Origin of the sequence: Natronococcus sp. JC468, from assembly GCF_012163165.1 — an archaeon.
Lineage (GTDB): Archaea > Halobacteriota > Halobacteria > Halobacteriales > Natrialbaceae > Natronococcus > Natronococcus jeotgali.
Genome location: NZ_JAAVUO010000002.1, coordinates 79434 through 103057 on the forward strand (window position 1 = coordinate 79434; position 23624 = coordinate 103057).

The window sequence follows — 23624 nt, forward strand, 5'->3', positions numbered from 1 at the left end:
ACCCCGAGAGCGTCGTTGGCGTGCCCGTCGCTACCGCGATGCGATCGCCGCCGTCGCCTCGAGGGGTGGAAGTCACGACGGGCGAACCGCGGGACGGTCGCGGTCGGTCGGGGAGCCGCCGGGGCGGGCCGTCTCAGGCGGTGTGAACCGCGAGCCCCGCGACGCCGTCGATCCCCAGGACCTGCGAGCGCCACCCGTCGTCGGTCGCCGCGAGGAAGGTCCCGTCGGCGGTGACGGCGTAGGTCGCGTCGCCGTAGCCGACGTCGACGATTCCCCCGGGCGCGGCGAGCTCGCGCCACTCGCCGGCGTCCGCGCCGTACTCGAGGATGCCCGTCTCCGAGACCGCGTGCGCGCGACGGAGGCTCCCCGGCTCGGAGCGGGGGTCCGCGGCGACGACGTCGAACGGCCCCTCGAGGGCGGCCATCCAGCCGTTGCCGAGCTTGTAGAGACCGTCGGCGGTCGCGGCGAGGGGGACCCCCGGGGCCGAGACGTCGGCGACGTCGTCGAGTCCGGCGTGGTCGAGTCCACCGTCGTGGACTCGGTAGACCCCTCGGTCGGTCGCCAGGAGGTCGCCGTCGATCGCCCGGACCGTCGGCTCGAACCCCGACGCGAGCGTCGTCCACGTCCCGTCCTCCCGGCGAGCGACCCGCCCGTCGGGGCTGGCCGCGAGCAGCTCCGAGCCGTCGGCGCCGACCGCCGTCGCGGGACCGAACCCGGTGTCGACGGGGTCGGGGTCGGCCGCGCTCGGCTCGAGCAGCCGAACGTCCTCGGCGGTCGCGACGGCGACGGTCGCGTCGGTCGCCGCGACGTCGACGGCGTCACAGCGTGTCTCGAGGCCGAACTCGCCGACGGTCTCGCCGGAGACGTTGACGCGGACGACGCCCAGCGAGCTCGCGACGTAGACTCGCGTGGCACCCGTTCGATCGCCGTAGACGCGTTTCTCCTCGATCGAATCCATACCTCCACGGTGGCGACGGCGCACCGAAAGCGTTCCGTCTGTCTCCCGGCTTCGGAACCCATTTGGGGGGGCCAGCCCGACTACTACGCGATGCAAGTATTCGGATCCAGCGGGACCCGGGGCGTCGCCAACGAGGAGCTGACGCCCGCGTTCGTCCTGCGTGTCGCGAAGGCGGCGGGGACGGCCTGGGGGGTCGGCCGTATCGCGATCGCACGCGACACCCGCCACACCGGCCAGATGCTCGCCGACGCCGCCGCCAGCGGCCTGGCGAGTACGGGAACCGACGTCGATCGGCTCGGGATCATCCCGACGCCCGGCGCCCAGGCCTACGCCGAACGCGAGGAGGTTCCCGTGGTGGTCATCACCGCCTCGCACAACCCGCCCCAGTACAACGGCGTCAAGCTCGTCGACAGCGACGGGGTCGAACTCGCGGTCTCCGACCTCGAGGAGATTGAGGAGACGCTGCTGGCGGAGGCTTTCACCGTCGCCCCCTGGGACGAGACCGGACGGGTCCGGACGGTCGAGGGCGCCCGGCGCGAGTACGTCGACGAGCTGCTCGCGTCGGTCGACCGCGAGCGGATCGCCGACGCTGAGCTGACCGTCGCGCTCGACCCGGGCCACGGCGCGGGCTCGCTGACCAGCCCGGAGTTCTTCCGCCGGCTGGGCTGTCGGGTCGTCACCGTCAACGGACAGCCCGACGGGCACTTCCCCGGCCGCGACCCCGAGCCCGTTCGCTCGAACCTCGAGGACCTGGGTCGGCTCGTCCGCTCGACCGACGCCGACATCGGGATCGCCCACGACGGCGACGCCGACCGCGCCATCTTCTTCGACGAGGACGGCGAGTACGTCGAGGGCGACGCGACCCTGGCCGCGCTCGCGGCCGCCGAGCTCGGCCCCGACGACACCACCGTCTCGGCGGTCAACGTCTCCCAGCGGCTGGTCGACGTCGCGGACGCGGCCGGCGCGGAGCTCGAGCTGACCCCGATCGGTTCGACGAACATCATCACCCGGATCCGCGAGCTCGAGGCCAAGAACAGGCGGGTCCCCGTCGCCGGCGAGGGTAACGGCGGGATCTTCTTCCCGAACTACCGACTCACCCGCGACGGCGCCTACACCGCCGCGCGGTTCCTCGAGCTCGTCGCCGACGAGCCCGTCAACGAGATCGTCGCCCCCTACAGCGGCTACGCCAACGTCCGGCGCAACATCGAGTACGAGTCGACGGCCGAACGCGACGCGATGCTCGACGCGGCGGCCAACCACGCCCAGGCGGCCGACGCCGAGCTCAACACCCGCGACGGCTACCGGCTCGACCACGGCGACGCGTGGGTACTGGCCCGCCCGTCCGGCACCGAGCCCCTCGTTCGGATCTACGCCGAGGCCCGCGACGACGCCCGGGCGAACGGGCTCGCCGACGAGATGTACGAGACCCTGGCCGAAGCGAAGATCGAGGCCTGAGACGGGGCCGCTGCCGGCAGCAGGTCTTTCCGTCGGCTCCGCATCGGTCGTTCACAGATGGGGGAGGAGTCGACCCGCAAGCGCCGCGACGTGGCCGACGGCGACGCGCCGCGGTCCCAGCCCGACTCGCTCGTCGGATCCGGATCGCGAACCGACGCCGCACTCCACTGGTGTTACCTCCACGGCGACCGCCAGATCGTCTCCGGGCTGATACTCACGGCGGCGTTCGTCGCCGCGTTGCTGTTGATCCGGGGCTCGCTGATCACGCCGGCCGAGGCCGACGACATCGTCTCGATCTCCTCGACGCTGATCGGCGGTATGCTGCCGTTTATCACCGTCGTGCTCGCGATCAACCAGCTGATCCTCTCCGAGGAGTTCGGGACGACAGGCGCCTTCTTCGAGCGCCTCGAGGAGACCGCCGACTTCCGGGAGTCGATCGAGGCCCACACCGGCGTCCGGCCAAGCCCCGCCGAACCCTCCGCCTTGCTCCGGACGCTGATCGAGGCCAAGCGCCGGACCACGCTGGGACTGGCGAACGTCTGTCGCGACGCCGACACCGAGCTCCGGGAGGACGTCGAGGAGTTCGTCTCGGCGACCGAACCGCGGGACGACGGCGCCGTCGAGAGCCTCGAGGGAACCACCTTCGGCACCTTCGAGGTGATCTCGGTCATCCTCCACTACGACGATCCCTGGCAGCTCCAGGAGGTCAGGAAGCTCCGCGAACACCACCGCCACGCCCTCTCGGCGCCCGCCGCCGACCAGCTCGACCGCCTCGAGGAGCTGCTGGGGGACATCCACGTCGCCCGCCAGTACTTCAAGACGGTGTACATGCAACAGGAGCTGGCGGACCTCTCGAAGATCTTGCTGTACGTCGGCTTCCCGACGCTGCTTGCCGGCGCCTTCGTCGTCCTCTCGTACGGAAACCTGCTCGCCCTCGAGTTACACCCCTCCCTCTACGTCCTCGTCGTCGCCGCGACGATCACGGCGCTGTTCAGCCCCTTCGCCGTGTTGCTGGCGTACGTGCTCCGGATCGCGACGATCGCCCGCCGGACGGCCGCCGACTTCGGCCCGTTCGTGCTCCAGCAACAGCTCCCCGGCGAGGACCTCGAGACGAGCGACGCCGGCGACGGCGACTGAGCTCAGTGGCGCAGCCCTTCACCGTACCGGGCGCCGGCGCGCTCGGTCGCCAGCAGGAGCCGATGGGCCGCGACGAGCAGGACGACCGCGACCACCATCAACACCCCCTCGCGAAACGTCGACAGCAGTCCCAGCGAGACGATCAGCGTCGTCGCGCAGGCGGGCGGGTGACGGGTGTCGGTCGCGAGCATCCCGCCGACGGTCAGCACCGTCGCGACGACGGCGCTGGCCGCCAGTCGGAGTCCCGCGAGCGAGCCCGGCGCCGTCGCCGAGGTCATGCTGACGCCGCCGGCGAGGGCGTGGTAGGCGACCAGCCCTGCGGCGACGCCGATGACGTGTCCGCCGATCACCCGCTTTGGCGAGGTCGCGTCGCCGTCCTGAAACAGCGCCAGCACGAACGCCGTCGGACCGAGGCTCGGAAACACCATCGGCAGCCCCGACAGCCAGGCGACGCCGGCCGTCGTCAGGACGAGAAGCCCGGTGTGCAGCGTCGTTCCCGTCCGATCGTCCATACGGCCCCCTCGGGGACTGGAAATGAAAACCCCGGTGATCTCGGACCGCTCACGAGCGGGTCGGAACGATCGTCACCGGAACGGGCGACCGTCGCGCGACCTGTTCGGCGACGCTGCCCAGCAGCATCCGCGAGACGCCCGATTTCCCCTCGCTGCCCATGACGATCCCGTCGACGTCCGCCTCCGCGACGTGCTCGAGGATCGCCTCGGCGGCCTGGCCCTCGAGCACGCGGGTCTCGATTCGTCGGTCGCGCTCCTCGGCGATCGCCCTGGCGTCTTCGAAGACATCGGGCCGGCGGTCCTCGGTGGCCGCGGCCGAGGGCTCCCCGGCGTAGCCCGCCTCGAGGTCGTCGACCGCGTGGACGACGGTGAACTCGTCGTCGGGGAACCGCTCGAGGGCGTACTCGAGGGCCGCGCGCGCGGGCCCGGAGTCGTCCATCGGGACGAGCAGGTGACTGGTCATACCGCACGTAGGACGGACGGCTCCTTCAGTGGCCGGGCTCGAGCCCGGACGGCGCTCGGCGAACGGTCAGCGATCGGTCGCCGCACCCGTCTCGAGCCGGCGGGCGGACGACGCTCGCTCGACGTCGGGGAGCGTGAAGCGAAACGTCGACCCCTCGCCGGGCGCGGAGTCGACGGCGATCTCGCCGCCGTGGCGCTCGACGATCCGCTCGCAGATCGCCAGTCCGATCCCCGACCCGGACCCCGCACCGGACGCGCGGAGCCGCTGGAAGATCTCGAAGATCCGCTCCTGGTCGTCGGGATCGATCCCGATCCCGTCGTCGCTGACCGAGATCTCCCACGCCGCGCCGTCGGCCCCCACGTCGACGTCGGCCCCCGCGTCGACGTCGGCCTCGAGCGCCGGGCGCTGCCGCACCCCGATTCGGATCCGCGGCGGTTCGTCGTCGGCGTACTCGATCGCGTTCGACAGCAGGTTCTGGAACACCTGCCGGAGCTGGCTCTCGTCGCCGCGGACGGTCGGCAGCGGTTCGCTCGCGACGTCGGCGTCGCGCTCCTCGATCTTGAACTGCAGGTCGTCGAGGACGTCCTCGAGCACGGCCTCGAGATCGACCGGCTCGAGGGGGTTCGCCTGCGTCTGGACCCGCGAGTACGCCAGCAGTCCGTCGATCATCTCGCGCATCCGTTCGGCGCCGTCGACCGCGAACTCGAGGAACTCCCTGCCGTCGTCGTCGAGTTCGTCGTCGTAGCGCCCCTCGAGCAGCTCCAGGTAGCTGGTGACCATCCGCAGGGGCTCCTGGAGGTCGTGGCTGACGGCGTAGGCGAACTCCTCGAGACGCTCGTTCGACGCCTCGAGCTCCGAGACCGCCTCCTCGAGTCGACGCTCGGTCCGCTTCAGCCGCTCGTTTTGCCGCTCGAGGTCGTACTTCCGGCGAAGCTCGGCGTTTTGTTCCTCGAGAGTCCGCGCCTGCGTTCGGGTGCGGGCGTCCTGGACGCCGACCAGGAGCCCGGTGACGGAGCTGATCGAGAGCAGGATGAGCTGGGCCCCGCTCGTCGGGTCGAGGTCGACGCCGGGGTGGAGTTCACGCAGGCCGACGACGAGGATCATGACGGCGACTCCGGCGCCGGTCCAGGCGACGATCCGCGAGTAGAACTCCGACGGGATCGTCGTCTCGGGCAGCCGGAGGCCGACGTAGGCCATCGCGGCGCCCGGAAAGCCGATCAGGACGGCGTCGAGGAACACCTCGAGCAGCGCCACCTCCGGCTGGCGGACGCGGCCGAGCGAGTACAGGATCGATCCACCGGCGCCGACCATCAGCAGGACGCCGAGGCCGACGAGGAGCCGATTCCAGCGGGTCATCGGTGCTGGTAGTCGGCGATTCCATATCAACTACGTGGTGGACGACGGTACGGGGCTGGAGACCGTCAGTCGAACCGAACGGCGGCCGCGGTCGCGGGTTCAGACGGGGTCGTCCTCCTCGAGGGCGGCCTCGAGTCGCTCTCGCTCGGCCCGCAGCTCCTCGAGTTCGTCCGCGATCCGGCCGTCCCGCAGTCGCTCCCGCTCCCCGGCGGTCAGGTGCTCGACCGCCCGGGCCGCCGTCTGGAGGCGGTCGTACTCGTCGTCGCGGATCAGCGCCCGCACCTCCCGGAGTGCGGCCACGGTGTCCTCGTCGGCGACCCGGTCGACGAACGGCCGGAACTCCCGGGTCCGACGCTCGAGGACCCCCGCGGGACCGGGGGGCCAGCCGACGGTCAGTGGGTCGGCGTCGATCCCCTCGAGGAACGTCTGCTGGGTCGCGACCGCCCGTTTGAGCGCGTCGGCGTCCTCGACGTAGTGGGCGAGCTTCGACCGGGAGTAGCCGGCGTACTCGAGCAGCTCCGGAATCGAGCGCTCGCCGGCGGGTCGCTCCGCGACGAACCGCTGCAGGTCCGCGGGCGGCCGCTCGAACTCGACGAAGGGGTACCACCGGCCACGCTCGAGCAGCGCGAACACTTCCCGCGCCGAGGCCTCGTCGCGGTACTCCCGGAACCGCTCCCGGATCAGCTCGTCGTAACGTTCGATCGGCTCCCGGAGCCGTTCGACGGGCGCGTCCAGGTCGGCCTCGGCCAGCTCGAGCAATCGCTCACGCTCGTCGATCGCGTCGTCTATCTCCCGGAGGCGCCTGCTCGCCGTCTTGCGCGCCTCGGCGACGGCCTCGCGGGCCGCCTCGCGCTCCTCGAGCAGGTCGGCGTGCTCCGCGGCAGGGGCCAGCGCCTCGCGGGCCCGTTCGAAGTCCGCCTCGCTCAGTCGGCGCTTGTCGAGGGCGTCGAGCGCCGCCTCGAACGCCCCGCGGTTCTCGAGGTCGTCGGAGAGGCCGTCGACCAGCGCGTCGAACTGCCCCTCGAGTTCGACGTAGGCCTTGAAGTTCTCCTTCCCGGTCCCCGTGGCCCGATCGACGTAGCTCTCGAGGAGGTCCGTCGCCTCCCGGTAGGCCGCGGCGGTCTCCTCGACGGTCCCAGTCCCGCGCTCGCCGATCTCGCGGGTTGCCCGCGCGTACCGCTCGCGGGCGGCCTCGAGGTCGACGAGCGCCGTGCGCTCGGCTTCGGCGTCGCTCGAGCGAGAGGCGGGTTCGCTCATCCTACTCGTACACCGCGTCGGGGTCGAACACCTGCTCGCCGATGTGCTCGCCCTCGACGGTCCGGTAGAAACAGGAGCGGTGTCCCGTGTGGCAGGCCCCGCCCTCCTGGTCGACGAGGTAGAGCAGGGTGTCGGCGTCGCAGTCGACCCGGATCTCCGCGACGTCCTGCGTGTGGCCGCTGGTCGCGCCCTTCTCCCAGAGCTCCTCCCGGCTCCGGGAGTAGTAGTGGGCCCGCCCCGTCTCGCGGGTTCGCTCGAGGGCCTCCGGGGAGACGTACGCGAGCATCAACACCTCGCCGGTCTCGGCGTCCTGTGCGACCGCGGGAACGAGCCCGTCCTCGCCGAAGTCGACCGCGATCTCGTTCATGGCCGACTCGAGGGCCCTGCGGGCGATAGATCTTTTGCAGCGCGATCGACTTTCCGGTGCGGGACGGACGCGAGCGAGCGGACGCCGAACGGGTTCGTCGTCACCAACGCTTATCAGTTGGCCCGTGGTCGACTCCCGCGATGGCGTCGTACACCACCGCGAACTACCGCGACGGCGACGAACAGCACGGCCTGTACTTCCTGCGGGACGAACTGAACTGCGAGAACGTCGGCGTCACCGTCCTCGAGTGCGACCCCGGCTGGGAGGGGATGGAACACGACCACGCCGACGAGGGTCAGGAGGAGGTGTACCTGCTGGTCGAGGGTGAGGCGACGGTTACCGTCGACGGCGAGGAGGTCGAACTCGGCGAGGGCGACGCGGTCCGGATCCCGCCCGGGACGGACCGACAGATCCACAACGGCGACGCCGAGAGCCGGTTCGTACTGGTCGGCGCGCCGTAGGGAGTCGAACCGCGACGTTGCGAACGGGTCGGCCGGAGGTCGCTACGACTGACCGTTCAGGATGATGTAGTCGACGCCGAGGATGCGGTCGTCCTCGTTGAGCTCCGCTTTGGCCTCCTCGGGAACCTGCGTGTCGACGTTGTAGACGGTCAGGGCCTCCCCGCCGATCGTCTCGCGGGCGTTGAACATCCCGGCGATGTTGACGCCGTGTTTGCCCATCACGCTTCCGATGAGTCCGATGACGCCCGGCTCGTCGGTGTTGCGCGTGACGACCATCTTCCCGTGGGGGATCGCGTCGACGCGGTAGCCGTCGACCCGGACGATGCGGGGGTCCTCGCCCGCGAAGAGCGTCCCGTCGACCGAGACCTCGTCGTCCCCGTTGCCGACCGTCACCGAGATCAGGCTCTGGAAGTCGGCGGCCTGGCGGGTCTTGGACTCGGTGACCTCGACGCCCCGGTCCTCGGCGATCTGGGGGGCGTTGACCGCGTTGACCTGCCACTCGAGCGGTTCGAAGACGCCCTTGAGCGCCGAGGCGGTGACGAACTCCAGGTCTTCGTCGGTTATCTCGCCCTCGTAGGAGACCTCGACGCGCTCGATCCGGCCCTCGAGCAGCTGGGCGGCGACCTTCCCCGCGGTCTCGGCGATGTCGATGTACGGTTCCACGCGGGGGAACGCGCTCTCGTCGATCGAGGGGGCGTTCAGGGCGTTCGCGACCGGTTCCTCGTGGAACGCGGCGTTGATCTGCTCGGCCGTCGAGACGGCGACGTTCTCCTGGGCCGCCTCCGTCGAGGCGCCCAGGTGGGGCGTGACGATGACGTCGTCGTGTTCCAGCAGCGGCGAGTCCTCGGCCAACGGCTCCGCGGCGAAGACGTCCAGCGCCGCCCCGGCGAGGGTGCCGTCCTCGACTTTCGCGGCGAGGGCGTCCTCCTGAACGATCCCCCCGCGGCCGACGTTGACGAGGTAGCCGCCCTCGAGCAGGTCGAGCTCCGCGGCGCCGATCATCCCCTCGGTCTCCGGCGTGAGGGGGGTGTGGATCGTCAGGAAGTCCGCGCGCTCGAGACACGGCTCGAACTCGACGAGTTCGGCGCCCAGCCGATCCGCGCGCTCCTCGGAGATGTAGGGGTCGAAGGCGACGATGTCCATCCCCAGCGAGTCGAGCTTCTTGGCGACCTCCTGGCCGACGCGGCCGAGCCCGACGATCCCCAGCGTCTTGCCGTCGAGTTCGGCGCCGAGGTAGTCGCTTTTGGCCCACTCGCCGCTTTTCAGACGGATGTGAGCCTGCGGGATCGAGCGGGCGGTCGCGAACGTCATCGCGACGGTGTGTTCGGCCGCCGCGCGGACGTTGCCCTCCGGCGCGTTGGCGACGATGACCCCGTGGTCGGTCGCGGCCTCGATGTCGATGTTGTCGACGCCGATCCCGGCCCGACCGACGATGATCAGCTCCTCGGCCGCCTCGAGGACCTCCTCGGTGACCTCGGTCCCCGAGCGGACGATCAGCCCGTGGGCGTCCGAGACCGCCTCGAGCAGATCTGCGCCCTCGAGTTCGTACCCCGTTTCGACCTCGTGGCCCGCCTCTCTGAGAACGTCCAGACCCGCATCCGCGATCGGGTCCGTAACGAGCACCTTCATGCGCGAGACACCGGCTTGGAACGGGTAAACCCTTCCGTTGTCGACAAGTGTAGCAAACCCGACCTCTCGGTCCCGAAATCGGACGATCCGTCGAAGCTCGGAGCCGGCAGGAGGCGGGGCGGGCGCTCAGATCGTGATCAGGACCGCGCCCGCGACGACGAGAACGGCGCCCGCGACGACACCCCGACTCACGCGCTCGACGTCCCGCAGGAACACCGCGGCGAACACGAGCGTGAAAAAGGGTGCGGTCGCGACCAGCGGGTCCACGAGGGCGACCCGGCCGGCCTTGAGGCCGAGCGCGGCCATCAACGAGAGCATCGCGACGGTCGTCAGCAGGCCACTAACCGCGAAGGAGCGGTAGGAACGCCGAGGACGCTCGAGGACGTCGCGGCCGCCGACGGCGGCCGCGTAGGCGACCAGCGCGATCAGTCCGGCCGTCTCGTTTATCGCGACGGCCTCGAGAGCCGAGATCGGCGTCTCGAGCATACCGTATCGGCGAGCGACGTTCGCCACGGCAAACGTCGCGGCCGCCAGGATCGGCCAGCCCAGATCCCGTGGGGTCCAGCCCTCGAGGTCGCCGCCCCGGGACAGCGCCAGGATCGAGAGACCGACGACGAGGACGACGATTCCGACACCGGTCACCGGGCCCAGCGGTTCGCCCAGTGCGACGAGGGCGATCAGCGTCGCGAACAGCGGCCGCGTGCTCAGGATCGTACTGTTGAGGCTCGCGCCGACCCTGTCGACGCCGACGAAAATCGCGATCCGCCCTAGCGCCGTCCCGACCGCGCCCGCGAGCGAAAAGACCGCCAGCACCTCGACCGTCAGTCCGGAGAAGGCCGAACCGCCGTAGACGACGGCGATAGCGGTCCAGTACCACAGCAGCTGGACGGCCACGACCACGAGCGCGGCCTGGATCGAGCCGCCGCCGCTGGCCATCCCGCGCTTGTCGAAGATCGGCGTGAGTCCCCAGAGGACCGCCGGCACCAGCGCGAGCGCGACGACGTCGACGGACGTCCCGGTCATCCTCGACGGGCGTACGCCCGTTGCTCATCGCTCATCGGTACCAGTCGACTGGCAGCGCCGTTTATCGTTCCGGTTCCGGACACGATTCGGACCCGTACAAAAAGCGCTCGATCGCACATCCAACAGTATATTACTCGTCCTAACGACGGCTTACACGTCCTCGATGTCGCTCCGAATTCTCCCGTGGCGGTGGCTGCACCTCGACGGCGTCGGTCAGCCGGCGCTATCGACGTCGCTGCTCGAGTGGGAGTGGCTGTTGCTGTCGGTGGTCGTGGTCGGCTCGTACCTGCTGGCACGGCTGGTTCACTGGCTCGGCAAGCGGTACCTGCCGCCGCTGGAGGAAGACGAGCCGACCTCGTTCTGGCGGGCGACCGCCGAGGAGATCTACACGCCGCTGGCGATCTCGATCCTGTTTATCGGGGTCTCCGTCTCGTTACAGACCTTCGGCATCATCGACGCCCAGTCGCTGCTCGGCAACGCGGTCGCGACGGCCCTGACCGTGCTGTGGGCTCGCGCGGCGACTCGGATCGGAACCCGCTGGCTCGAGATCGCGAACGGTTCCGGAAACGACTACGAGTTCGCGCCCATCTTCCAGAACTTCTGGAAGATCGGTATGGTCGCGATCGCGGCGCTGGTCATCGTCGGAATCTGGGACCTCCGGGTGACGCCGTTTCTCGCGTCGGCGGGCGTTCTGGGTATCGTCGTCGGCTTCGCCGCCCAGGACGCGATCGGCAACCTGATCGGCGGAGTCGCGCTATACTTCGACAACACGTACAAACCGGGCGACGTCATCGTGCTCGAGCAGGGGATACGCGGCACCGTCGTCGACATCGGGATCCGGTCGACGTCGGTGCTCACGCCCGAGAACACGATGGTAACGGTGCCGAACTCGGTGCTGAACTCGACCCAGATCGTCAACCAGACGGCGCCCCGACGCCACATCCGGGTCGACGTGCCGATCTCTGCGGCCTACGGAACCGACTACGAGACCGTCGAGCGCATCGCCATGGAGGTCTGCGAGGAGGCGCCGATGATCCGCGAGTCGCCCCGGCCGCGCCTGCTGTTCAACCAGTTCGGCGACTCTGCGCTCGTCTTCGAGCTTCAGGCCTACGTCGCCCACCCGCTGGCGGAGATCCGCGCCGTCGACCAGCTCAATCGCCGCATCTACGATCGGTTCAACGAGGAGGGAATCACGATCCCGTTCCCCCAGCGCGAGCTCTCCTTCCTCGAGAACGAACCCGAAGCGAAACGGCACCTCGGTTTCCGAGAGGGCGACGAGTCGACGGCCGAACCCGACGGGGCGGCCGATCGGGGCGACGACCCGACCGAGTCGCCGCCGAGCGGGGCGAGAACGGATCGGTGAGACGACGCGGGGGCCGTCGTCGATCGTCCCGGACGGTCCGCCCTCGAGGCGGAACCTGAACTGGTTTATCCCGGGGGCCACAACGGGCGGGCGATGACAGTCGTTGCGTTCGATTTCGACGGGACGCTCTCGGACTCGGAGATGACCGTCCTGCTGGGCAACCAGTGCGGCGTCGCCGACGAGATGGCCGAGATCACCGAGCGGTCGATGAACGACGAGATCGAGTACGCCGAGAGCCTCCGCAGGCGGGCGGCGCTGCTCGAGGGGCTCGACGACGACGCCGTCGAGACGGCCTTCGCCGAGGTCGAACTCCGCGAGGGGGCCGCGGCGCTGATCGAGTCGCTGAACGACGCCGGCGTCACGACGGCGATCCTCACGGGCGGGTTCGAGCGCGGCGTCGAAGCAGCCCTCGAGCGCGAGGACGTGGCGGTCGATCACGTCGTCTCGAACCGGCTGCCGATGGCCGAGGGCCGACTCACCGGCGAGGTCGAGGGACCGCTGATCGAGGGGACCAAGGACACCGCACTCGAGGAGTTGGCGACCCGCGTCGACGCCGCGCTCGAGGAGACCGTCGCAGTCGGCGACGGGGCGAACGACCTGCCGATGCTGCGGGTCGCCGGCCTCTCGATCGGGTTCGATCCCAAGCCCGCCGTCGAGCCCCACTGCGAGGTCGTCGTCGACTCGATGGCCGGCGTTCGGGACGCGTTACTCGCCGAGGGCGTACTGGATCGCGAGTAGCACGGATCCGTCGGCCGCCGCTGAAATTCTGCGGTAATCGGCCATTTCGATACCGAGAGAGTTATTTACTCGTGACCGAGTAAGTTGTCTCGATGATGTGGCAAGACCTGGTGTTCATGGTAGGAAGCACACTTTCGATTTTCTTTCTCGCGCCGACGCTGCGGGACGCGAGTGCCCGGGTCCCCCTCGGGACGAGCCTCCCGTCGATGGCGATCGGGATGGTGTACGGAACGACGTTTCTCACCCTCGGGATGACCTTCTCGGCGCTGGGTGCCTACGCCGCGGGATCGATGTGGTCGCTGATCGCGACGTTCCGATCGCCCCAGCGACCGGTCCACCGCCTCGCTCGAGCCACGGGACTCGACCTGTTCGTGCGGGACGTCGGTCGGTGGATCGATCGACGTCGTGGAGACCGTCGGCTGGCGGAGCAGTACGCGCCCGTTGAGGGGCCGTCGGCGACCTCCGCGGACTGAGAGCCCGGACGGCCGTCACTTCGAAAAGAGGCTCGTGTGGACCGGCGCGAACGAGTCGTCCTCGTTTTCCGCATCGGGGTTCGTGTCCGTGATCGTCCGCCCGGAGAGCCCGGTCTCGAGCAGTTCCGACAGCGGCGGGCCGACCTTCTCGGGTTCGACGAGGAAGGCGTCGTGGCCGTGGTCGGAGTCGACGACGTGGTGGGCGACGTCGACGTCGGCCGTGCGGGCGGCCTCGGCGACGACCTCGGCCTGCTCGACGGTGAAGTGCCAGTCGCCGGTAAAGGATAGCAACAGGAGTTCGCCCTCGAAGGCCGCCAGCGCGTCGGCGTCGGACTCGTAGCCCGCCGAGAGGTCGAAGTCGTCCATCGCGCGTGTCAGGTAGAGGTAGCTGTTCGCGTCGAAGCGGTCGGTGAACTTCTCGGCCTGGTAGTCGAGATAGGACTCGACCTCGCGGTAGGGAAAGAACGCTCCCGCGGGGTCGGGTGGCTCCTCGCGGACCGTCTCGCGGCCCGCCGACCGTCGACCGAACTTCCGGGCCATCGAGGCCTTCGAGAGGTACATGATGTGGCCGATCTGGCGGGCGCGGGCCAGCCCCTCCTCGGGCTCGGGCCCCCCGTAGTAGTGGCCGCCGTTCCAGTTCGGGTCGCCCGTGATCGCCCGCCGGGCGACGGTGTCGAGCGCGAGACACTGCGCGTCGAGTCGCGCAGCGGTGGCGACACCCGCGGCCCGATCGACGTCGTCGGGATAGCGTCGGAGCCAGTCTAAGACGTTCATCCCGCCGACGCTGCCGCCGATGACGGCGCGGAGCCGACCGACGCCGAGCGTGTCGAGCAGCCGCCGCTGGGCACGGGTCCAGTCGCCGATCGTCACCGGCGGGAAGTCGGTGCCGTACGGGTCGCCCGTCTCGGGGTTCGTGCTCGCCGGCCCCGTCGTCCCGTAACAGGAGCCGGGAACGTTCGCGCAGACGACGTAGTACTCGGTGGTGTCGATCGCCTTTCCGGGACCGACGACGTCGCCCCACCAGGCCCGGGCCTGGCCCGCGGTCTCGTCGCCGGCGTCGGGACGGCGCGCGACGTGAGCGCTGCCCGTCAGGGCGTGACAGATCAGTACCGCGTTGTCCCCGGTGAAGTCGCCGTAGGTCTCGTAGGCGACCTCGAGGCTCGGGATCGTCTCCCCCGAGAGGAACTGGAACTCCCCGAGATCGATCGTCTCCTTGGTCGTCATTTATTCCTCGCGCGCCGCGTGTGTCGCTTCGTCGATCGCTCCCTCGAGGTCCGCGAGGATATCCTCGGGGTCCTCGATCCCGACCGAGAGTCGGACGAGATCGGGCGTGACCCCGGCCTCCTCCTGCTCCTCGGGGGTGAGCTGGCCGTGAGTCGTGCTCGCGGGGTGGATGACCAGCGTCTTCGCGTCGCCGATGTTCGCGAGGAACTGCGCGACCTCGACGCTCTCGCAGAAGACCTTCCCCGCCTCGTACCCGCCCTCGAGCCCGAACGCGATCATCCCGCCGTAATCCGAGAGGTACCGCGAGGCGTTGTCGTGGGTCGGGTGCGAGTCGAGTCCCGGGTAGGTGACCCAGGCGACGTCGTCGTGGCCCTCGAGGTAGTCGGCGACGATCGCGGCGTTCTCGCAGTGTTTCTCGACGCGCAGCGGCAGGCTCTCGAGGCCCTGCAGGGTCTGCCAGGCGTCGAACGGCGACTGCTGGTTGCCGAGGCTGCGCAGCGAGCGATAGCGCGCGGCCGCGGCGAAGGGCGCCTCCGGGAAGTCCCGCGAGAAGTCGACGTCGTGGTAGGCGTGGTTCTGGCCCGCGATCTCGTCGTAGCCGTGCTCGCCCCAGGGGAAGGAACCGCCGTCGACGAGGATTCCGCCGACCGTCGTTCCCGAGCCGTGAAGCCACTTCGTCGTCGACTCCCAGACGACGTCCGCGCCGTGCTCGAGCGGTCGACACAGCGCGGGCGTCGCGAACGTGTTGTCCACCACGAGCGGGACGCCGTTGTCGTGGGCGATCTCGGCGACCCGTTCGAAGTCGGGGGTCACCAGCGAGGGGTTGCCGACGGTCTCGACGTGGACGAAGGCGGTGTCCTCGTCGATCGCGTCCTCGTAGGCGTCGTACTCGAGCGTCGAGACGAACCTGGTCTCGATATCCCGGCGCGTGGCGGTCTTCGAGAAGTAGGCCGTCGTCCCGCCGTAGGTGTCCGTCGAGCAGACTACGTTGTCGCCCGCCTCGGCGAGGATCAACACGGCCGAATCGAGCGCGGCCATCCCACTCCCGGTCGCGACCGCTCCCGCCCCGCCCTCCAGCGAGGCCAGGCGATCCTCGAGGACGCGGACCGTCGGGTTGGCGATCCGCGAGTAGATGTATCCCTCCCCCTCGAGGGCGTACAGCTCCGCGGCGGCGTCGGCGTCCTCGAAGGCGTAGGAGGTCGTCTGGTAGATCGGCGGCGCCATCGCGCCCGTCGCCGAATCGGCCGACTGACCGGCGTGAACGCTACGGGTTCCGAATCGAGGGGCCGACGGCTCGCCGCGCCCGTCGCTCTCGTCGTTGCTCATGTTTAGTACGCATACTTCTCCACGTTCATATGCGTCCCAGTAACGGCAAAAACCGCAGCCAGCGCGGCGGGACGAACGAGTTGATAGGCCGTCGGCGCGAACGACGGAACGTGCACTCGAACGATCGTGAACGGGTCCTCCTCGCGACGGTCGTCTTCGCGGTGTTGTTCTCCCAGCTGCTGTTGTACCGGGGGTCGCCACGCTCGTCGAAACCCTCGGGGCCGACGCGGCGACCTCGCCGCTGGCGGCGACCGCCCTGGACGCGAGCATGTGGTTTCTCGTGAGCGAGTTCGCCGCCTACGTTGCCTTCGTCGGCGTCTGGGGACTCGCCAGCGACACGACAGGGCGGCGCCGCCCGTTCATCGTCGCGGGCGCGCTGGCGGGTGCGGTCGGCTACGCCGCCCTGGTCGCCGTTCCGGCGATCGGTTCGATTCCGTTTGCAGGCGTGCTGGCGCTGCGGGTCTTCCAGGGGGCGATGACCATCGGCGCGTTCTCGCTGACGATGACGATGCTGATGGACCTCGAGGGCGGCCACGGACGAAACATGGGCGCGGCGGGGATCGCGATCGGCCTCGGCGCCGCGCTCGGCGCCCCGATCGGCGGTCGGTTGACCGAACTGCACCCGCTCGCGCCGCTGGTCGCTGCGGCCGTCCTGCTGGTCTGCGTCGGCGCGCTGGTGTCGCTGATCCCCGACCGGAGCGGCGGGAGCCGTCGCTCCGCCCGCGCGCTCGTCGAGGGACTCCGACGGCAGCCCACGTTGGCGATCCCGTACGCGTTCGGGTTCGTCGATCGGCTGACCGCCGGCTTCTTCGCGCTCGTCGGGACGCTGTACTTCCAGGATACGTTCGGGGTCGGCCCCGCCGCAACCGGGCTCCTGCTGGCGTGTTTTTTCGCCCCGTTCGCCCTGCTGCAGTACCCGCTGGGGGCGCTGTCGGACCGGATCGGGCGAACGATTCCGATCGTCGTCGGCTCGCTGTGTTACGGCGTCGGCATCCTCGCGGTCGGCGCCGCGCCGTCGGTGGCGACGGCGGCGGTCGCGATGGTCGCCGTCGGCGTCCTCGGCGCGCTGGTCTCGCCGACGACGATGGCGCTGGTCACCGACGTCGCCCGCGAGCGCGAGCGCGGGGTCGCGATGGCCGGGTTCAACCTCGCCGGGAGCCTGGGCTTTCTCGGCGGCTTCTTGATCGGTGGCACCGTCGCCGGAAGCTACGGCTACGGCTCGGCCTTCCTCGTCGTCGGCGGCCTCGAGATCGCGATCGCGATCGTCGCCGTCCCCGCGTTCCTCCGACTCTCGCTCGAGGGCGCCGATCGCTTCCGGGCTGGAGAGCACGGCGACTGTTGAGCGACGATTAGACGAACCAGTTCGGTTGATACTACCAAATATGTGGTATGTCAAGACATGCCGACGCTCGGATGGAGGGTGGCCATTTTTATGTACCCAGTCCCAATCCATCGGTGATGACACGAGATAACGGCATCTCCCGACGAACGGCGATGAAGGTCACGGGTGCTGCGGCCGCGACGACGCTCGTTGCTGGCTGTGGTGGCAACGGCGGCGGTAACGGGGAAAACGGCGGCAACGGCGGTAACGGCGAGAACGGCGGTAACGGCGGCAGCGGTGGCGAGGCCGCCGAGATCGAGCCCGGCACGACGATCGATTTCCAGGCCAACACCTCCGACTGGACGGGCATTGCACCCGACAGCATTGCCGACCAGTCGAACCCGACGCTGGCCCTTCAGGAAGGCGAGAGCTACGAGATCGGCTGGAGTGAAGGCGACGGCGCGACCCACAACATCGAGATCGTCGACGAGAACGACGAGATCGTCAACGACCTCTCGACCGAGGAAGCCAGCGAGGGTGGCGACGACCAGTTCCTCGAGTTCGAGGCCAGCAGCGACATGGCCGAGTACGTCTGCCGTCCCCACGAGAGTCAGATGCGCGGCACGATCGAGGTCTCGGGTGGCAACGGCGGCAACGGCAACGCCTCCGAGGACAACGCCACCGAGGACAACGCTACCGAAGACAACGCCACCGAGGGCGACAACGCCACCGAGGGCGACAACGCCACCGAAGGCGACAACGCCTCCGAGAACGGTAACGACAGCGGCCTCGGCGAGTAACTCGGTCACCCCGCGCTACGACTTCATCCATTTTTGAGTACCCGTACCGGAGAGCCACAGCTCCCGTCGTCGCCGTCGCCTCGACCTCGCGTTTCCACCGGAACGGACGTCGCTTCGAACGGCGATCGGTTTCGGGAGCGAACCGAAAATCGCCGATCGGCCCCGGCGAACCGGATCGGTTCGCGTTCCGGAAATTCATTTCGGGGTACTGACTACCATGCCCCGATAGCGGTGTGTTCATTGGCACCACTTCTCGGAGAATATGGCACGTAGCACCGCTCTACAGCCGAATATCAACATTCAAGTCGCTCGCGCTCCTCCCGTGATAAAATGACTTCACAGCGAGACGTTTTCCTTTTCGTCGCGCTCGCAGTCGCCTGGGGGACCGCCTTCGGCGCGGTCGAGGTCGGCCTCGAGACGCTGCCGCCGATCCTCTTCGCTGCGCTCCGACTGGACGGTGCGACCCTCCTGTTCGTCGCGGCCGTCGCCGCGATCGGCTCCGAGTGGCGACCGCGAACCAGGGCGGACTTAGTGACGATCGCCGTCTCCGGCGGCCTCATCGTCGGCGGTCACTACGGGCTCATGTTCCTCGGTCAGACGTACGTCTCGAGCGGCGTCGCCGCAATCGTGCTCAGCCTGACGCCGATCGTGACGCCCCCGCTCGCGCTGGCGCTGTTGCCCCGCGAGCGGATCCGGGCGCCGGCCGTCGTCGGCCTCGGGCTCGGCCTGGCCGGCGTGGTCGCGATCGCGCTGTCGGGCGGCTCACTCGGCGGACAGGTCGCCGGCGTCGGCCTGCTGCTTGGCTCGTCGCTGGTGTTCGCGATCGGCTCGGTGCTGACCGAGCGGACTCACAGCACCCTGTCGCTGTTGCCGCTACAGACGTGGGCGATGGGCGTCGGCGCCGTCATGCTGCACGCGCTGAGTTTCGCCCGCCCCACCGAGAGCGCGGCCGGGCTCCGGGCCGCGCTGACGGTCGAGACGACCGCCGCGCTCGCGTACCTCGCGGTCGTCTCCACCGCAGGCGGCTTCCTGGCGTACTTCGTGTTGCTCGAGCGCGTCGGCGCCAGCGAACTCAGCCTCGTCAACTACGCCTCGCCCGTCGTCGCGGCGCTGGTCGGCTGGGCACTGCTCGGCGAGACGATCACGCCCGCGACGATCGGCGGCTTCGCGCTGATCCTCGCCGGGTTCGCGCTATGTAAGATCGACGCGCTCTGGCGGCTCGGCGCGCCAGTCGTCGGCTACGGGCCGACCCGACCCGCCGCTGCCGCGGCCAGGGCCGACGACGTCGTCGTCGACGGCAACGTCTACGTCGCCAACGCCGACCGCTACGCCGGGTCGATGCAGTCGGCGGACTGATCGGTCCCGACCCGTCGGGGCCACAAGACGTATCCCCGGGATCGAACGACAGAAGGTATGACGAGCGCCGTCGTCGGCGTACTCTCCGTCGCTGCGAACGGCAGCAGACTCTGGATGGCCGCGTTTCTCGTCGCGTTCGGGCTGTTGGTGTCGATACTTCTGCACGCCTGGACCGATCACACCCTCGAGACGTTCGGCGGTGACGACGCGTCGCCACAGAAAACCAACTGTCCGGCCTGTGGCGCCCGGATCGCGGTCGAAGCCGACCGGTGTCCGTACTGCGAACGGTCCCACGACGACGACGGGCCGGACGACGGCTGGGTCGAAACCTAGGACGGCCGCCCGGCGGTCGATTCGGCGCGCCCGCGACCGCCGCGGGGATGCGCCGGGAACGGGATCGGACGCGTTCCGCGACCGACCGTTGCTGTGGCATTCACAAGTACCATATCGTCGGGCGACTCAGTGGCTCGTATTCAGGTGGTTACGTGACCGAGAAACGCGAGTATACGGGCGACTATCCCGACAAGACGCTGTACATTCCGGGGCCAACCGAGGTCCGCGAGGACGTCATCGAGGCGATGAGTCAACCGATGTTCGGCCACCGGATGGACCGGATGACCGACCTCTACACCACGATCGTCGAGGACACCAAGGAGTTCCTCGGCACCGACAACGACGTGATCGTCCTCACCGGCTCCGGCACGGAGTTCATGGAGAGTTCGATTCTCAATCTCGTCGACAACGACGTTCTCGTGACGACCTGCGGCAGTTTCAGCGAGCGCCAGGCCAACGTCGCCGAACGACTCGGCAAGGACGTCGACACCCTCGAGTACGAGTGGGGGAAGGCGGTCAAGCCCGAGGACGTCCGCGAACGCCTCGAGGAGAGCGACGCCGACTACGACGCCGTCACCTGCGTGATGAACGAGTCCTCGACGGGCGTTCGGAACCCGATCGAAGAAATCGGCGACGTCATCGCCGAGTATCCTGACACCTACTTCGTCGTCGACGCGGTCTCCGCGCTGGGCGGGGACTACGTCGACATCGACGCCCACGGGATCGACGTCCTCTTCACCTCGGTCCAGAAGGCCTTCGCCATGCCGCCCGGCCTCGCCGTGTGTGTGGTCAGCGACGACGCCTACGAGCGCGAACTCGAGTCCGAGTCCGCGTCGTGGTACGGCGGCTTCCAGCGCTCGCTTGACTACTACGACCGGAAGGGCCAGACCCACTCCACGCCCGCCATCCCGGTCATGCTGGCCTACCGCAAACAGATGAAACATATGCTCGAGGAGGGCCACGACGCCCGCGACGGGCGCCATCGGGAGATGGCCGAGTACACCCGCGAGTGGGCCCGCGAGCACTTCGGGATGTTCCCCGAGGACGGGTACGAATCGCAGACGGTCAGCTGCATCGAGAATACGCAGGGGATCGACGTCGCCGAGACGATCGACGCCGTCAGCGAGGAGTACGACATGGTCTTCTCGAACGGCTACGGCTCGCAGCTGGGCGAGCAGACGTTCCGCATCGGCCACATGGGCGAACACGACCGCGAGTCCATCGAGGCGCTGACCGACGCCATCGAGGACGTCGCCGGACTCTGATCGGTCGCACGCGGACCGCGGGAACGACCGAACGCCGCCTCGCGGGGTCCGGGCCCGGTCCCGTTCGGCTCCGCGCCGGCACCCGGAAACGACGATCCGCCGTCGACATACCGCGACGGCGTCCGAACCGCAGATCTACAGCGGCGCCATCGCTACCGGACGACGCTCGAGTGGTGCGGAACCCGAAAAATCGAAACTACTGAATGTGGCCTTCGCGCCGGAGCTGGTCGGCCTCGCTTTTCTCGTAGCGCCAGGTGATGTCGGCCTTCTCGTCCTGCCAGTCCCAGGGTTCGACGAGGACGACGTCGTCCTCGCGGATCCAGATGCGTTTTTGCATCTTGCCGGGGATGCGCGCGGTGCGTTCGGTCCCGTCGGCGCACTGTACCTTGACGCGGTTCGCCCCGAGCATGTTGGTGACAGTCGCGAACACCTCGTCGTCGTCGGGCATTCGGAGGTTGTTCCGACCGCCGTCACCGTCGTCGCTCATACCGCAGGCTTCGGGTTCGATCGGTTTAATCCTTTATCGATTTCGTCGACCGAACCGCCACTGGCTGCCGATCTGAGGCCGTGACGAACCGCGTCGCTTATCCCCCTGCCCTGACCAGTCGACCGTATGCTGCGGCATCTCGGGCCCCTCGGAATCGTCGGTATCGCGCTCGTGCTGGTTGGACTCGTCGTTATCGCCTACGAGAGCCTCCTGGTCGCCGCCGGGTTCGCGCTCGTCCTCCTCGGCCTCGGACTGGCCGTGAAAGCGCTCGTCTCGAGCGTGTTCCGGCAGTTCGGGATGATGTAGCCGTCGACTCGCCGCCCTTCTCAGACCTCGTTGTCGCCCGCCCGGTGTTCGCTGATGAGCTGATCGACCATCTCCGCCTTCCGGTCGCGGGTGCGTTTCTCGGCTCGGTCCCACCAGTCGTCGATCGCCGCCTCGACGTCGTCCTCGCGGGCGACGGCGAGTTCGTCGACCTCCTGCATCGCGACGTCGCCGGCCGGCCCGACCGGGATCTCGTGCTCGAAGAGGATCTCGTCGGCGACGTCCGACAGGCCGCCCTCCTTCAGGACGACCCGCGGTTCGAACCCCGCGAGCAACTCCGCGGTCGAACGCCCCGCGCCGCTGGCGTCTCGGAGGTAGACGACGTCGCCGGCCGCGATCCCGTACTGCTCGTCGGCCTCGCGGATCGCGCCCTTCGTGAACTTCTCGACGACCTTGACGGGGACGAGCCCCTCCTTCTCGGCGGAGACGTCGCTGAAGTTCGAGTGGTCGAGCTTCCAGAGGGCCTTCATCCGCTCGACTTTCCCCTCGAGTTCGTCGACCGCCTCGCGGGCCTCGTCGCGCTCGCGCTCGAGGCGGTCGGCCTTGCGCTCGAGTCGGGAGACCTCCCGGTCCTTGCGAACCTCCTTGCGCTCCTGGCGGCGGGCGCCGCTGAGGCTGTTCTCGAGTTCGTGGATGCGCTCGTCTCTCTCCTCGAGTCGGTCCTCGAGGGTTTCGACGTGGGACTGGAGCCGTTCGACCTGCGTCTTCAGGTCCTTGATCTTTCGTTCCTCCTCGGTCAGCTCCCGGGGCTCGTGTTCGGTCGACTCCTCCTCCTCCTCGTCGTCTTCGGTCAGGTCGGTCAGGACGGCCTCGACGCTCTCCTCGCCGGCGACGACGCGGGCGATGACCTCGCCGCGGTCGATCCCCGGCGGGATCTTCTCGGCGATGCGTTCGAACTGGCTCTCGTGGTCGTCGACGGCGTACAGCGCCGCGGCCATCGCGTCCCGCTGGTGGTCGTCGTCGTAGGGATGGTCGCGGGTCCGGTGTTGCTTCTCGTCGACGGGGAGGTCGCTGTCGGGCATCCAGCCCGCCGCGTCGAAGCTTCGGCGGAACTTCTCGACGGTTTCGGGCATCGGCGTCACGTCCGCGGCGACGATAATCGGCCGTCCGCGCTCGACGATCCACTCGATCACGTCGGCGGTGTCGCTCATGCGCGAACTCCAGACGTCTAGTACCTCGCCCTCGAGGCTGACGATCGCGACCGCGGTCGTCGTCCCGGGATCGATGCCGACGACGACGTGGTCCCGTCGCTTGGCCAGCGGGCGGAACTCGATCCCGTCGCGGCGTTCCCGCTCGATCTCGACGCGGACGTCGCCCGAGCGGTTCCGCGAGACCGGGATGTCCTGCGGGCGGGCCTCGACCGTGAAGACGGCGTTGGCAAAGCCCCCGTAGGCCTCTCGCACGTCGCGCTCGTACTCGAGGTTGGCCTCCTCGAGTTCGGACTCGACCTCGCGGGCTCGCTTCCTGACCGAGCCGTGGATGCGACGGGTGTAGCGGTCCTCGCTCCAGCCGCCGCTGCCCGTCGAGCGTCCCCGCGAGACCTTGACCGTCGTCGTGTCCGTAAACGCCGAGACCTCGTGGCCGACGTTGTGCGCCGCCAGTCTGGCCGTGGCCTCGGCCTCCTGCATCGGCTGTTTGCCGTAGGGGATCCCGTGGCGTTTCGCGACGCGAGAGAGCGGTTCGGGCTGTTCGGCGCCTGTTACCTGAACCAGCTTCGTCCCGACGGGAAGCGACCCCAGGAAGTGGATCAACTGATCCTTGTCCGCCGCCAGCTCGTACATGTTGTCCGTGGCGACGATAGCCGGCTCCTCGTCGTCGATCAGTCGCCTGAGTTTCCGGTGGGTAACGGCGTCTCGGTCGACGCCCTCGTCGTCGTAGACGACCAGCGCGTACGACGGCGCGTCCCCGCGCACGTCGCCGCTCTGTACGTCGACGCCGAAGACGACCGCGTCGAGCGCACTCGTTCGCGTGCTCACGCGAACGTCTAGGGTCGAGT

At 69.0% G+C, this 23624-nt stretch carries 23 protein-coding genes and 1 pseudogene; 12 read left to right on the forward strand and 12 right to left on the reverse strand.

Features of this window, described 5'->3' with window-relative positions; genetic code table 11:
- Window positions 1-133: 133 nt before the first annotated feature.
- The gene (locus GWG54_RS01830; RefSeq protein ID WP_167936155.1) at window positions 134-958 is read right to left on the reverse strand and encodes a hypothetical protein; all 825 of its coding nucleotides are present in this window, start codon (window positions 956-958) and stop codon (window positions 134-136) included.
- Window positions 959-1048: 90 nt separating this feature from the next.
- Between GWG54_RS01830 and glmM the strand changes: the two genes are divergently transcribed.
- Window positions 1049-2413, forward strand: a complete 1365-nt coding sequence (gene glmM, locus GWG54_RS01835) for a phosphoglucosamine mutase (RefSeq protein WP_167936156.1) — start codon at window positions 1049-1051, stop codon at window positions 2411-2413.
- Between the two features lie 57 nt (window positions 2414-2470).
- Window positions 2471-3550, forward strand: coding sequence for a hypothetical protein (locus GWG54_RS01840; RefSeq protein WP_167936157.1), 1080 nt, complete (start codon window positions 2471-2473; stop codon window positions 3548-3550).
- Between the two features lie 2 nt (window positions 3551-3552).
- On the opposite strand, the gene GWG54_RS01845 is transcribed toward GWG54_RS01840, so the two are convergent.
- From GWG54_RS01845 to hisI, 5 genes are all read right to left on the reverse strand, one after another.
- On the reverse strand, window positions 3553-4062 hold the full coding sequence (locus GWG54_RS01845) for an HPP family protein (protein ID WP_167936158.1): 510 nt from the start codon (window positions 4060-4062) through the stop codon (window positions 3553-3555).
- Window positions 4063-4111: 49 nt separating this feature from the next.
- Complete coding sequence (locus tag GWG54_RS01850) at window positions 4112-4525, reverse strand: universal stress protein (RefSeq protein ID WP_167936159.1); 414 nt, start codon at window positions 4523-4525, stop codon at window positions 4112-4114.
- 66 nt (window positions 4526-4591) lie between these two features.
- Entirely contained in the window at window positions 4592-5881 is a 1290-nt protein-coding gene (locus GWG54_RS01855; protein ID WP_167936160.1) for an ATP-binding protein, read from the reverse strand.
- Between the two features lie 99 nt (window positions 5882-5980).
- Window positions 5981-7138 (reverse strand): hypothetical protein, encoded by a 1158-nt coding sequence (locus tag GWG54_RS01860; RefSeq protein ID WP_167936161.1) that lies wholly within the window; start codon window positions 7136-7138, stop codon window positions 5981-5983.
- 1 nt (window position 7139) lies between these two features.
- Complete coding sequence (gene hisI, locus GWG54_RS01865) at window positions 7140-7505, reverse strand: phosphoribosyl-AMP cyclohydrolase (RefSeq protein ID WP_167936162.1); 366 nt, start codon at window positions 7503-7505, stop codon at window positions 7140-7142.
- Window positions 7506-7645: 140 nt separating this feature from the next.
- Here hisI and GWG54_RS01870 point away from each other — a divergent pair, with 140 nt between their 5' ends.
- Window positions 7646-7966 carry a cupin domain-containing protein gene (locus GWG54_RS01870; RefSeq protein WP_167936163.1) on the forward strand — a complete coding sequence of 107 codons (321 nt, stop codon included), beginning with the start codon at window positions 7646-7648 and terminating at the stop codon, window positions 7964-7966.
- 42 nt (window positions 7967-8008) lie between these two features.
- Here GWG54_RS01870 and serA read toward each other — a convergent pair whose 3' ends face one another.
- On the reverse strand, window positions 8009-9595 hold the full coding sequence (gene serA / locus GWG54_RS01875) for a phosphoglycerate dehydrogenase (protein ID WP_167936164.1): 1587 nt from the start codon (window positions 9593-9595) through the stop codon (window positions 8009-8011).
- A gap of 126 nt (window positions 9596-9721) precedes the next feature.
- A complete protein-coding gene (locus GWG54_RS01880) occupies window positions 9722-10618 on the reverse strand; it encodes a DMT family transporter (RefSeq protein WP_167936165.1) in 897 nt (298 codons plus the stop codon).
- A 163-nt stretch (window positions 10619-10781) separates the two neighbouring features.
- On the opposite strand from GWG54_RS01880, the gene GWG54_RS01885 reads away from it, so the two are divergent.
- The 3 genes from GWG54_RS01885 (at window position 10782) to GWG54_RS01895 (ending at window position 13192) form a co-directional block, all read left to right on the forward strand.
- Window positions 10782-11981 (forward strand): mechanosensitive ion channel family protein, encoded by a 1200-nt coding sequence (locus GWG54_RS01885; protein ID WP_167936166.1) that lies wholly within the window; start codon window positions 10782-10784, stop codon window positions 11979-11981.
- Between the two features lie 93 nt (window positions 11982-12074).
- Window positions 12075-12719, forward strand: coding sequence for a phosphoserine phosphatase SerB (gene serB / locus GWG54_RS01890; RefSeq protein WP_167936167.1), 645 nt, complete (start codon window positions 12075-12077; stop codon window positions 12717-12719).
- Between the two features lie 92 nt (window positions 12720-12811).
- Window positions 12812-13192 (forward strand): hypothetical protein, encoded by a 381-nt coding sequence (locus GWG54_RS01895; protein ID WP_167936168.1) that lies wholly within the window; start codon window positions 12812-12814, stop codon window positions 13190-13192.
- A 15-nt stretch (window positions 13193-13207) separates the two neighbouring features.
- Here the strand turns inward: GWG54_RS01895 and metX are convergent, their stop codons facing one another.
- Complete coding sequence (gene metX / locus GWG54_RS01900; RefSeq protein ID WP_167936169.1) at window positions 13208-14416, reverse strand: homoserine O-acetyltransferase; 1209 nt, start codon at window positions 14414-14416, stop codon at window positions 13208-13210.
- Window positions 14417-15742 (reverse strand): O-acetylhomoserine aminocarboxypropyltransferase/cysteine synthase family protein, encoded by a 1326-nt coding sequence (locus tag GWG54_RS01905; RefSeq protein WP_167936170.1) that lies wholly within the window; start codon window positions 15740-15742, stop codon window positions 14417-14419.
- A gap of 110 nt (window positions 15743-15852) precedes the next feature.
- On the opposite strand from GWG54_RS01905, the pseudogene GWG54_RS01910 reads away from it, so the two are divergent.
- The 5 genes and pseudogenes from GWG54_RS01910 to GWG54_RS01930 all read left to right on the forward strand — a co-directional run bounded on the left by GWG54_RS01910 (window position 15853) and on the right by GWG54_RS01930 (window position 20817).
- Window positions 15853-17084, forward strand: a pseudogene (locus GWG54_RS01910) (MFS transporter).
- A 116-nt stretch (window positions 17085-17200) separates the two neighbouring features.
- A complete protein-coding gene (locus GWG54_RS01915) occupies window positions 17201-17863 on the forward strand; it encodes a plastocyanin/azurin family copper-binding protein (protein WP_167936171.1) in 663 nt (220 codons plus the stop codon).
- Window positions 17864-18193: 330 nt separating this feature from the next.
- Window positions 18194-19219 (forward strand): DMT family transporter, encoded by a 1026-nt coding sequence (locus tag GWG54_RS01920; protein WP_167936172.1) that lies wholly within the window; start codon window positions 18194-18196, stop codon window positions 19217-19219.
- Between the two features lie 57 nt (window positions 19220-19276).
- Window positions 19277-19552, forward strand: a complete 276-nt coding sequence (locus GWG54_RS01925) for a hypothetical protein (RefSeq protein WP_167936173.1) — start codon at window positions 19277-19279, stop codon at window positions 19550-19552.
- Between the two features lie 152 nt (window positions 19553-19704).
- Window positions 19705-20817 carry an alanine--glyoxylate aminotransferase family protein gene (locus GWG54_RS01930; protein ID WP_167936174.1) on the forward strand — a complete coding sequence of 371 codons (1113 nt, stop codon included), beginning with the start codon at window positions 19705-19707 and terminating at the stop codon, window positions 20815-20817.
- A 196-nt stretch (window positions 20818-21013) separates the two neighbouring features.
- On the opposite strand, the gene eif1A is transcribed toward GWG54_RS01930, so the two are convergent.
- Window positions 21014-21304 (reverse strand): translation initiation factor eIF-1A, encoded by a 291-nt coding sequence (eif1A, locus tag GWG54_RS01935; RefSeq protein ID WP_167936175.1) that lies wholly within the window; start codon window positions 21302-21304, stop codon window positions 21014-21016.
- Window positions 21305-21430: 126 nt separating this feature from the next.
- Here eif1A and GWG54_RS01940 point away from each other — a divergent pair, with 126 nt between their 5' ends.
- The gene (locus GWG54_RS01940) at window positions 21431-21610 is read left to right on the forward strand and encodes a hypothetical protein (RefSeq protein WP_008421004.1); all 180 of its coding nucleotides are present in this window, start codon (window positions 21431-21433) and stop codon (window positions 21608-21610) included.
- Between the two features lie 20 nt (window positions 21611-21630).
- On the opposite strand, the gene GWG54_RS01945 is transcribed toward GWG54_RS01940, so the two are convergent.
- On the reverse strand, window positions 21631-23604 hold the full coding sequence (locus tag GWG54_RS01945) for a DUF460 domain-containing protein (RefSeq protein ID WP_167936176.1): 1974 nt from the start codon (window positions 23602-23604) through the stop codon (window positions 21631-21633).
- Window positions 23605-23624: the final 20 nt, after the last annotated feature.

Excerpts from the sequence above, each read along its gene's own strand:
- GWG54_RS01830 (WP_167936155.1), bottom strand. The coding sequence starts at position 958 with ATGGATTCGATCGAGGAGAAACGCGTCTACGGCGATCGAACGGGTGCC.
- glmM (WP_167936156.1), top strand. The coding sequence starts at position 1,049 with ATGCAAGTATTCGGATCCAGCGGGACCCGGGGCGTCGCCAACGAGGAG.
- GWG54_RS01840 (WP_167936157.1), top strand. The coding sequence starts at position 2,471 with ATGGGGGAGGAGTCGACCCGCAAGCGCCGCGACGTGGCCGACGGCGAC.
- GWG54_RS01845 (WP_167936158.1), bottom strand. The coding sequence starts at position 4,062 with ATGGACGATCGGACGGGAACGACGCTGCACACCGGGCTTCTCGTCCTG.
- GWG54_RS01850 (WP_167936159.1), bottom strand. The coding sequence starts at position 4,525 with ATGACCAGTCACCTGCTCGTCCCGATGGACGACTCCGGGCCCGCGCGC.
- GWG54_RS01855 (WP_167936160.1), bottom strand. The coding sequence starts at position 5,881 with ATGACCCGCTGGAATCGGCTCCTCGTCGGCCTCGGCGTCCTGCTGATG.
- GWG54_RS01860 (WP_167936161.1), bottom strand. The coding sequence starts at position 7,138 with ATGAGCGAACCCGCCTCTCGCTCGAGCGACGCCGAAGCCGAGCGCACG.
- hisI (WP_167936162.1), bottom strand. The coding sequence starts at position 7,505 with ATGAACGAGATCGCGGTCGACTTCGGCGAGGACGGGCTCGTTCCCGCG.
- GWG54_RS01870 (WP_167936163.1), top strand. The coding sequence starts at position 7,646 with ATGGCGTCGTACACCACCGCGAACTACCGCGACGGCGACGAACAGCAC.
- serA (WP_167936164.1), bottom strand. The coding sequence starts at position 9,595 with ATGAAGGTGCTCGTTACGGACCCGATCGCGGATGCGGGTCTGGACGTT.
- GWG54_RS01880 (WP_167936165.1), bottom strand. The coding sequence starts at position 10,618 with ATGACCGGGACGTCCGTCGACGTCGTCGCGCTCGCGCTGGTGCCGGCG.
- GWG54_RS01885 (WP_167936166.1), top strand. The coding sequence starts at position 10,782 with ATGTCGCTCCGAATTCTCCCGTGGCGGTGGCTGCACCTCGACGGCGTC.
- serB (WP_167936167.1), top strand. The coding sequence starts at position 12,075 with ATGACAGTCGTTGCGTTCGATTTCGACGGGACGCTCTCGGACTCGGAG.
- GWG54_RS01895 (WP_167936168.1), top strand. The coding sequence starts at position 12,812 with ATGATGTGGCAAGACCTGGTGTTCATGGTAGGAAGCACACTTTCGATT.
- metX (WP_167936169.1), bottom strand. The coding sequence starts at position 14,416 with ATGACGACCAAGGAGACGATCGATCTCGGGGAGTTCCAGTTCCTCTCG.
- GWG54_RS01905 (WP_167936170.1), bottom strand. The coding sequence starts at position 15,742 with ATGAGCAACGACGAGAGCGACGGGCGCGGCGAGCCGTCGGCCCCTCGA.
- GWG54_RS01915 (WP_167936171.1), top strand. The coding sequence starts at position 17,201 with ATGACACGAGATAACGGCATCTCCCGACGAACGGCGATGAAGGTCACG.
- GWG54_RS01920 (WP_167936172.1), top strand. The coding sequence starts at position 18,194 with ATGACTTCACAGCGAGACGTTTTCCTTTTCGTCGCGCTCGCAGTCGCC.
- GWG54_RS01925 (WP_167936173.1), top strand. The coding sequence starts at position 19,277 with ATGACGAGCGCCGTCGTCGGCGTACTCTCCGTCGCTGCGAACGGCAGC.
- eif1A (WP_167936175.1), bottom strand. The coding sequence starts at position 21,304 with ATGAGCGACGACGGTGACGGCGGTCGGAACAACCTCCGAATGCCCGAC.
- GWG54_RS01940 (WP_008421004.1), top strand. The coding sequence starts at position 21,431 with ATGCTGCGGCATCTCGGGCCCCTCGGAATCGTCGGTATCGCGCTCGTG.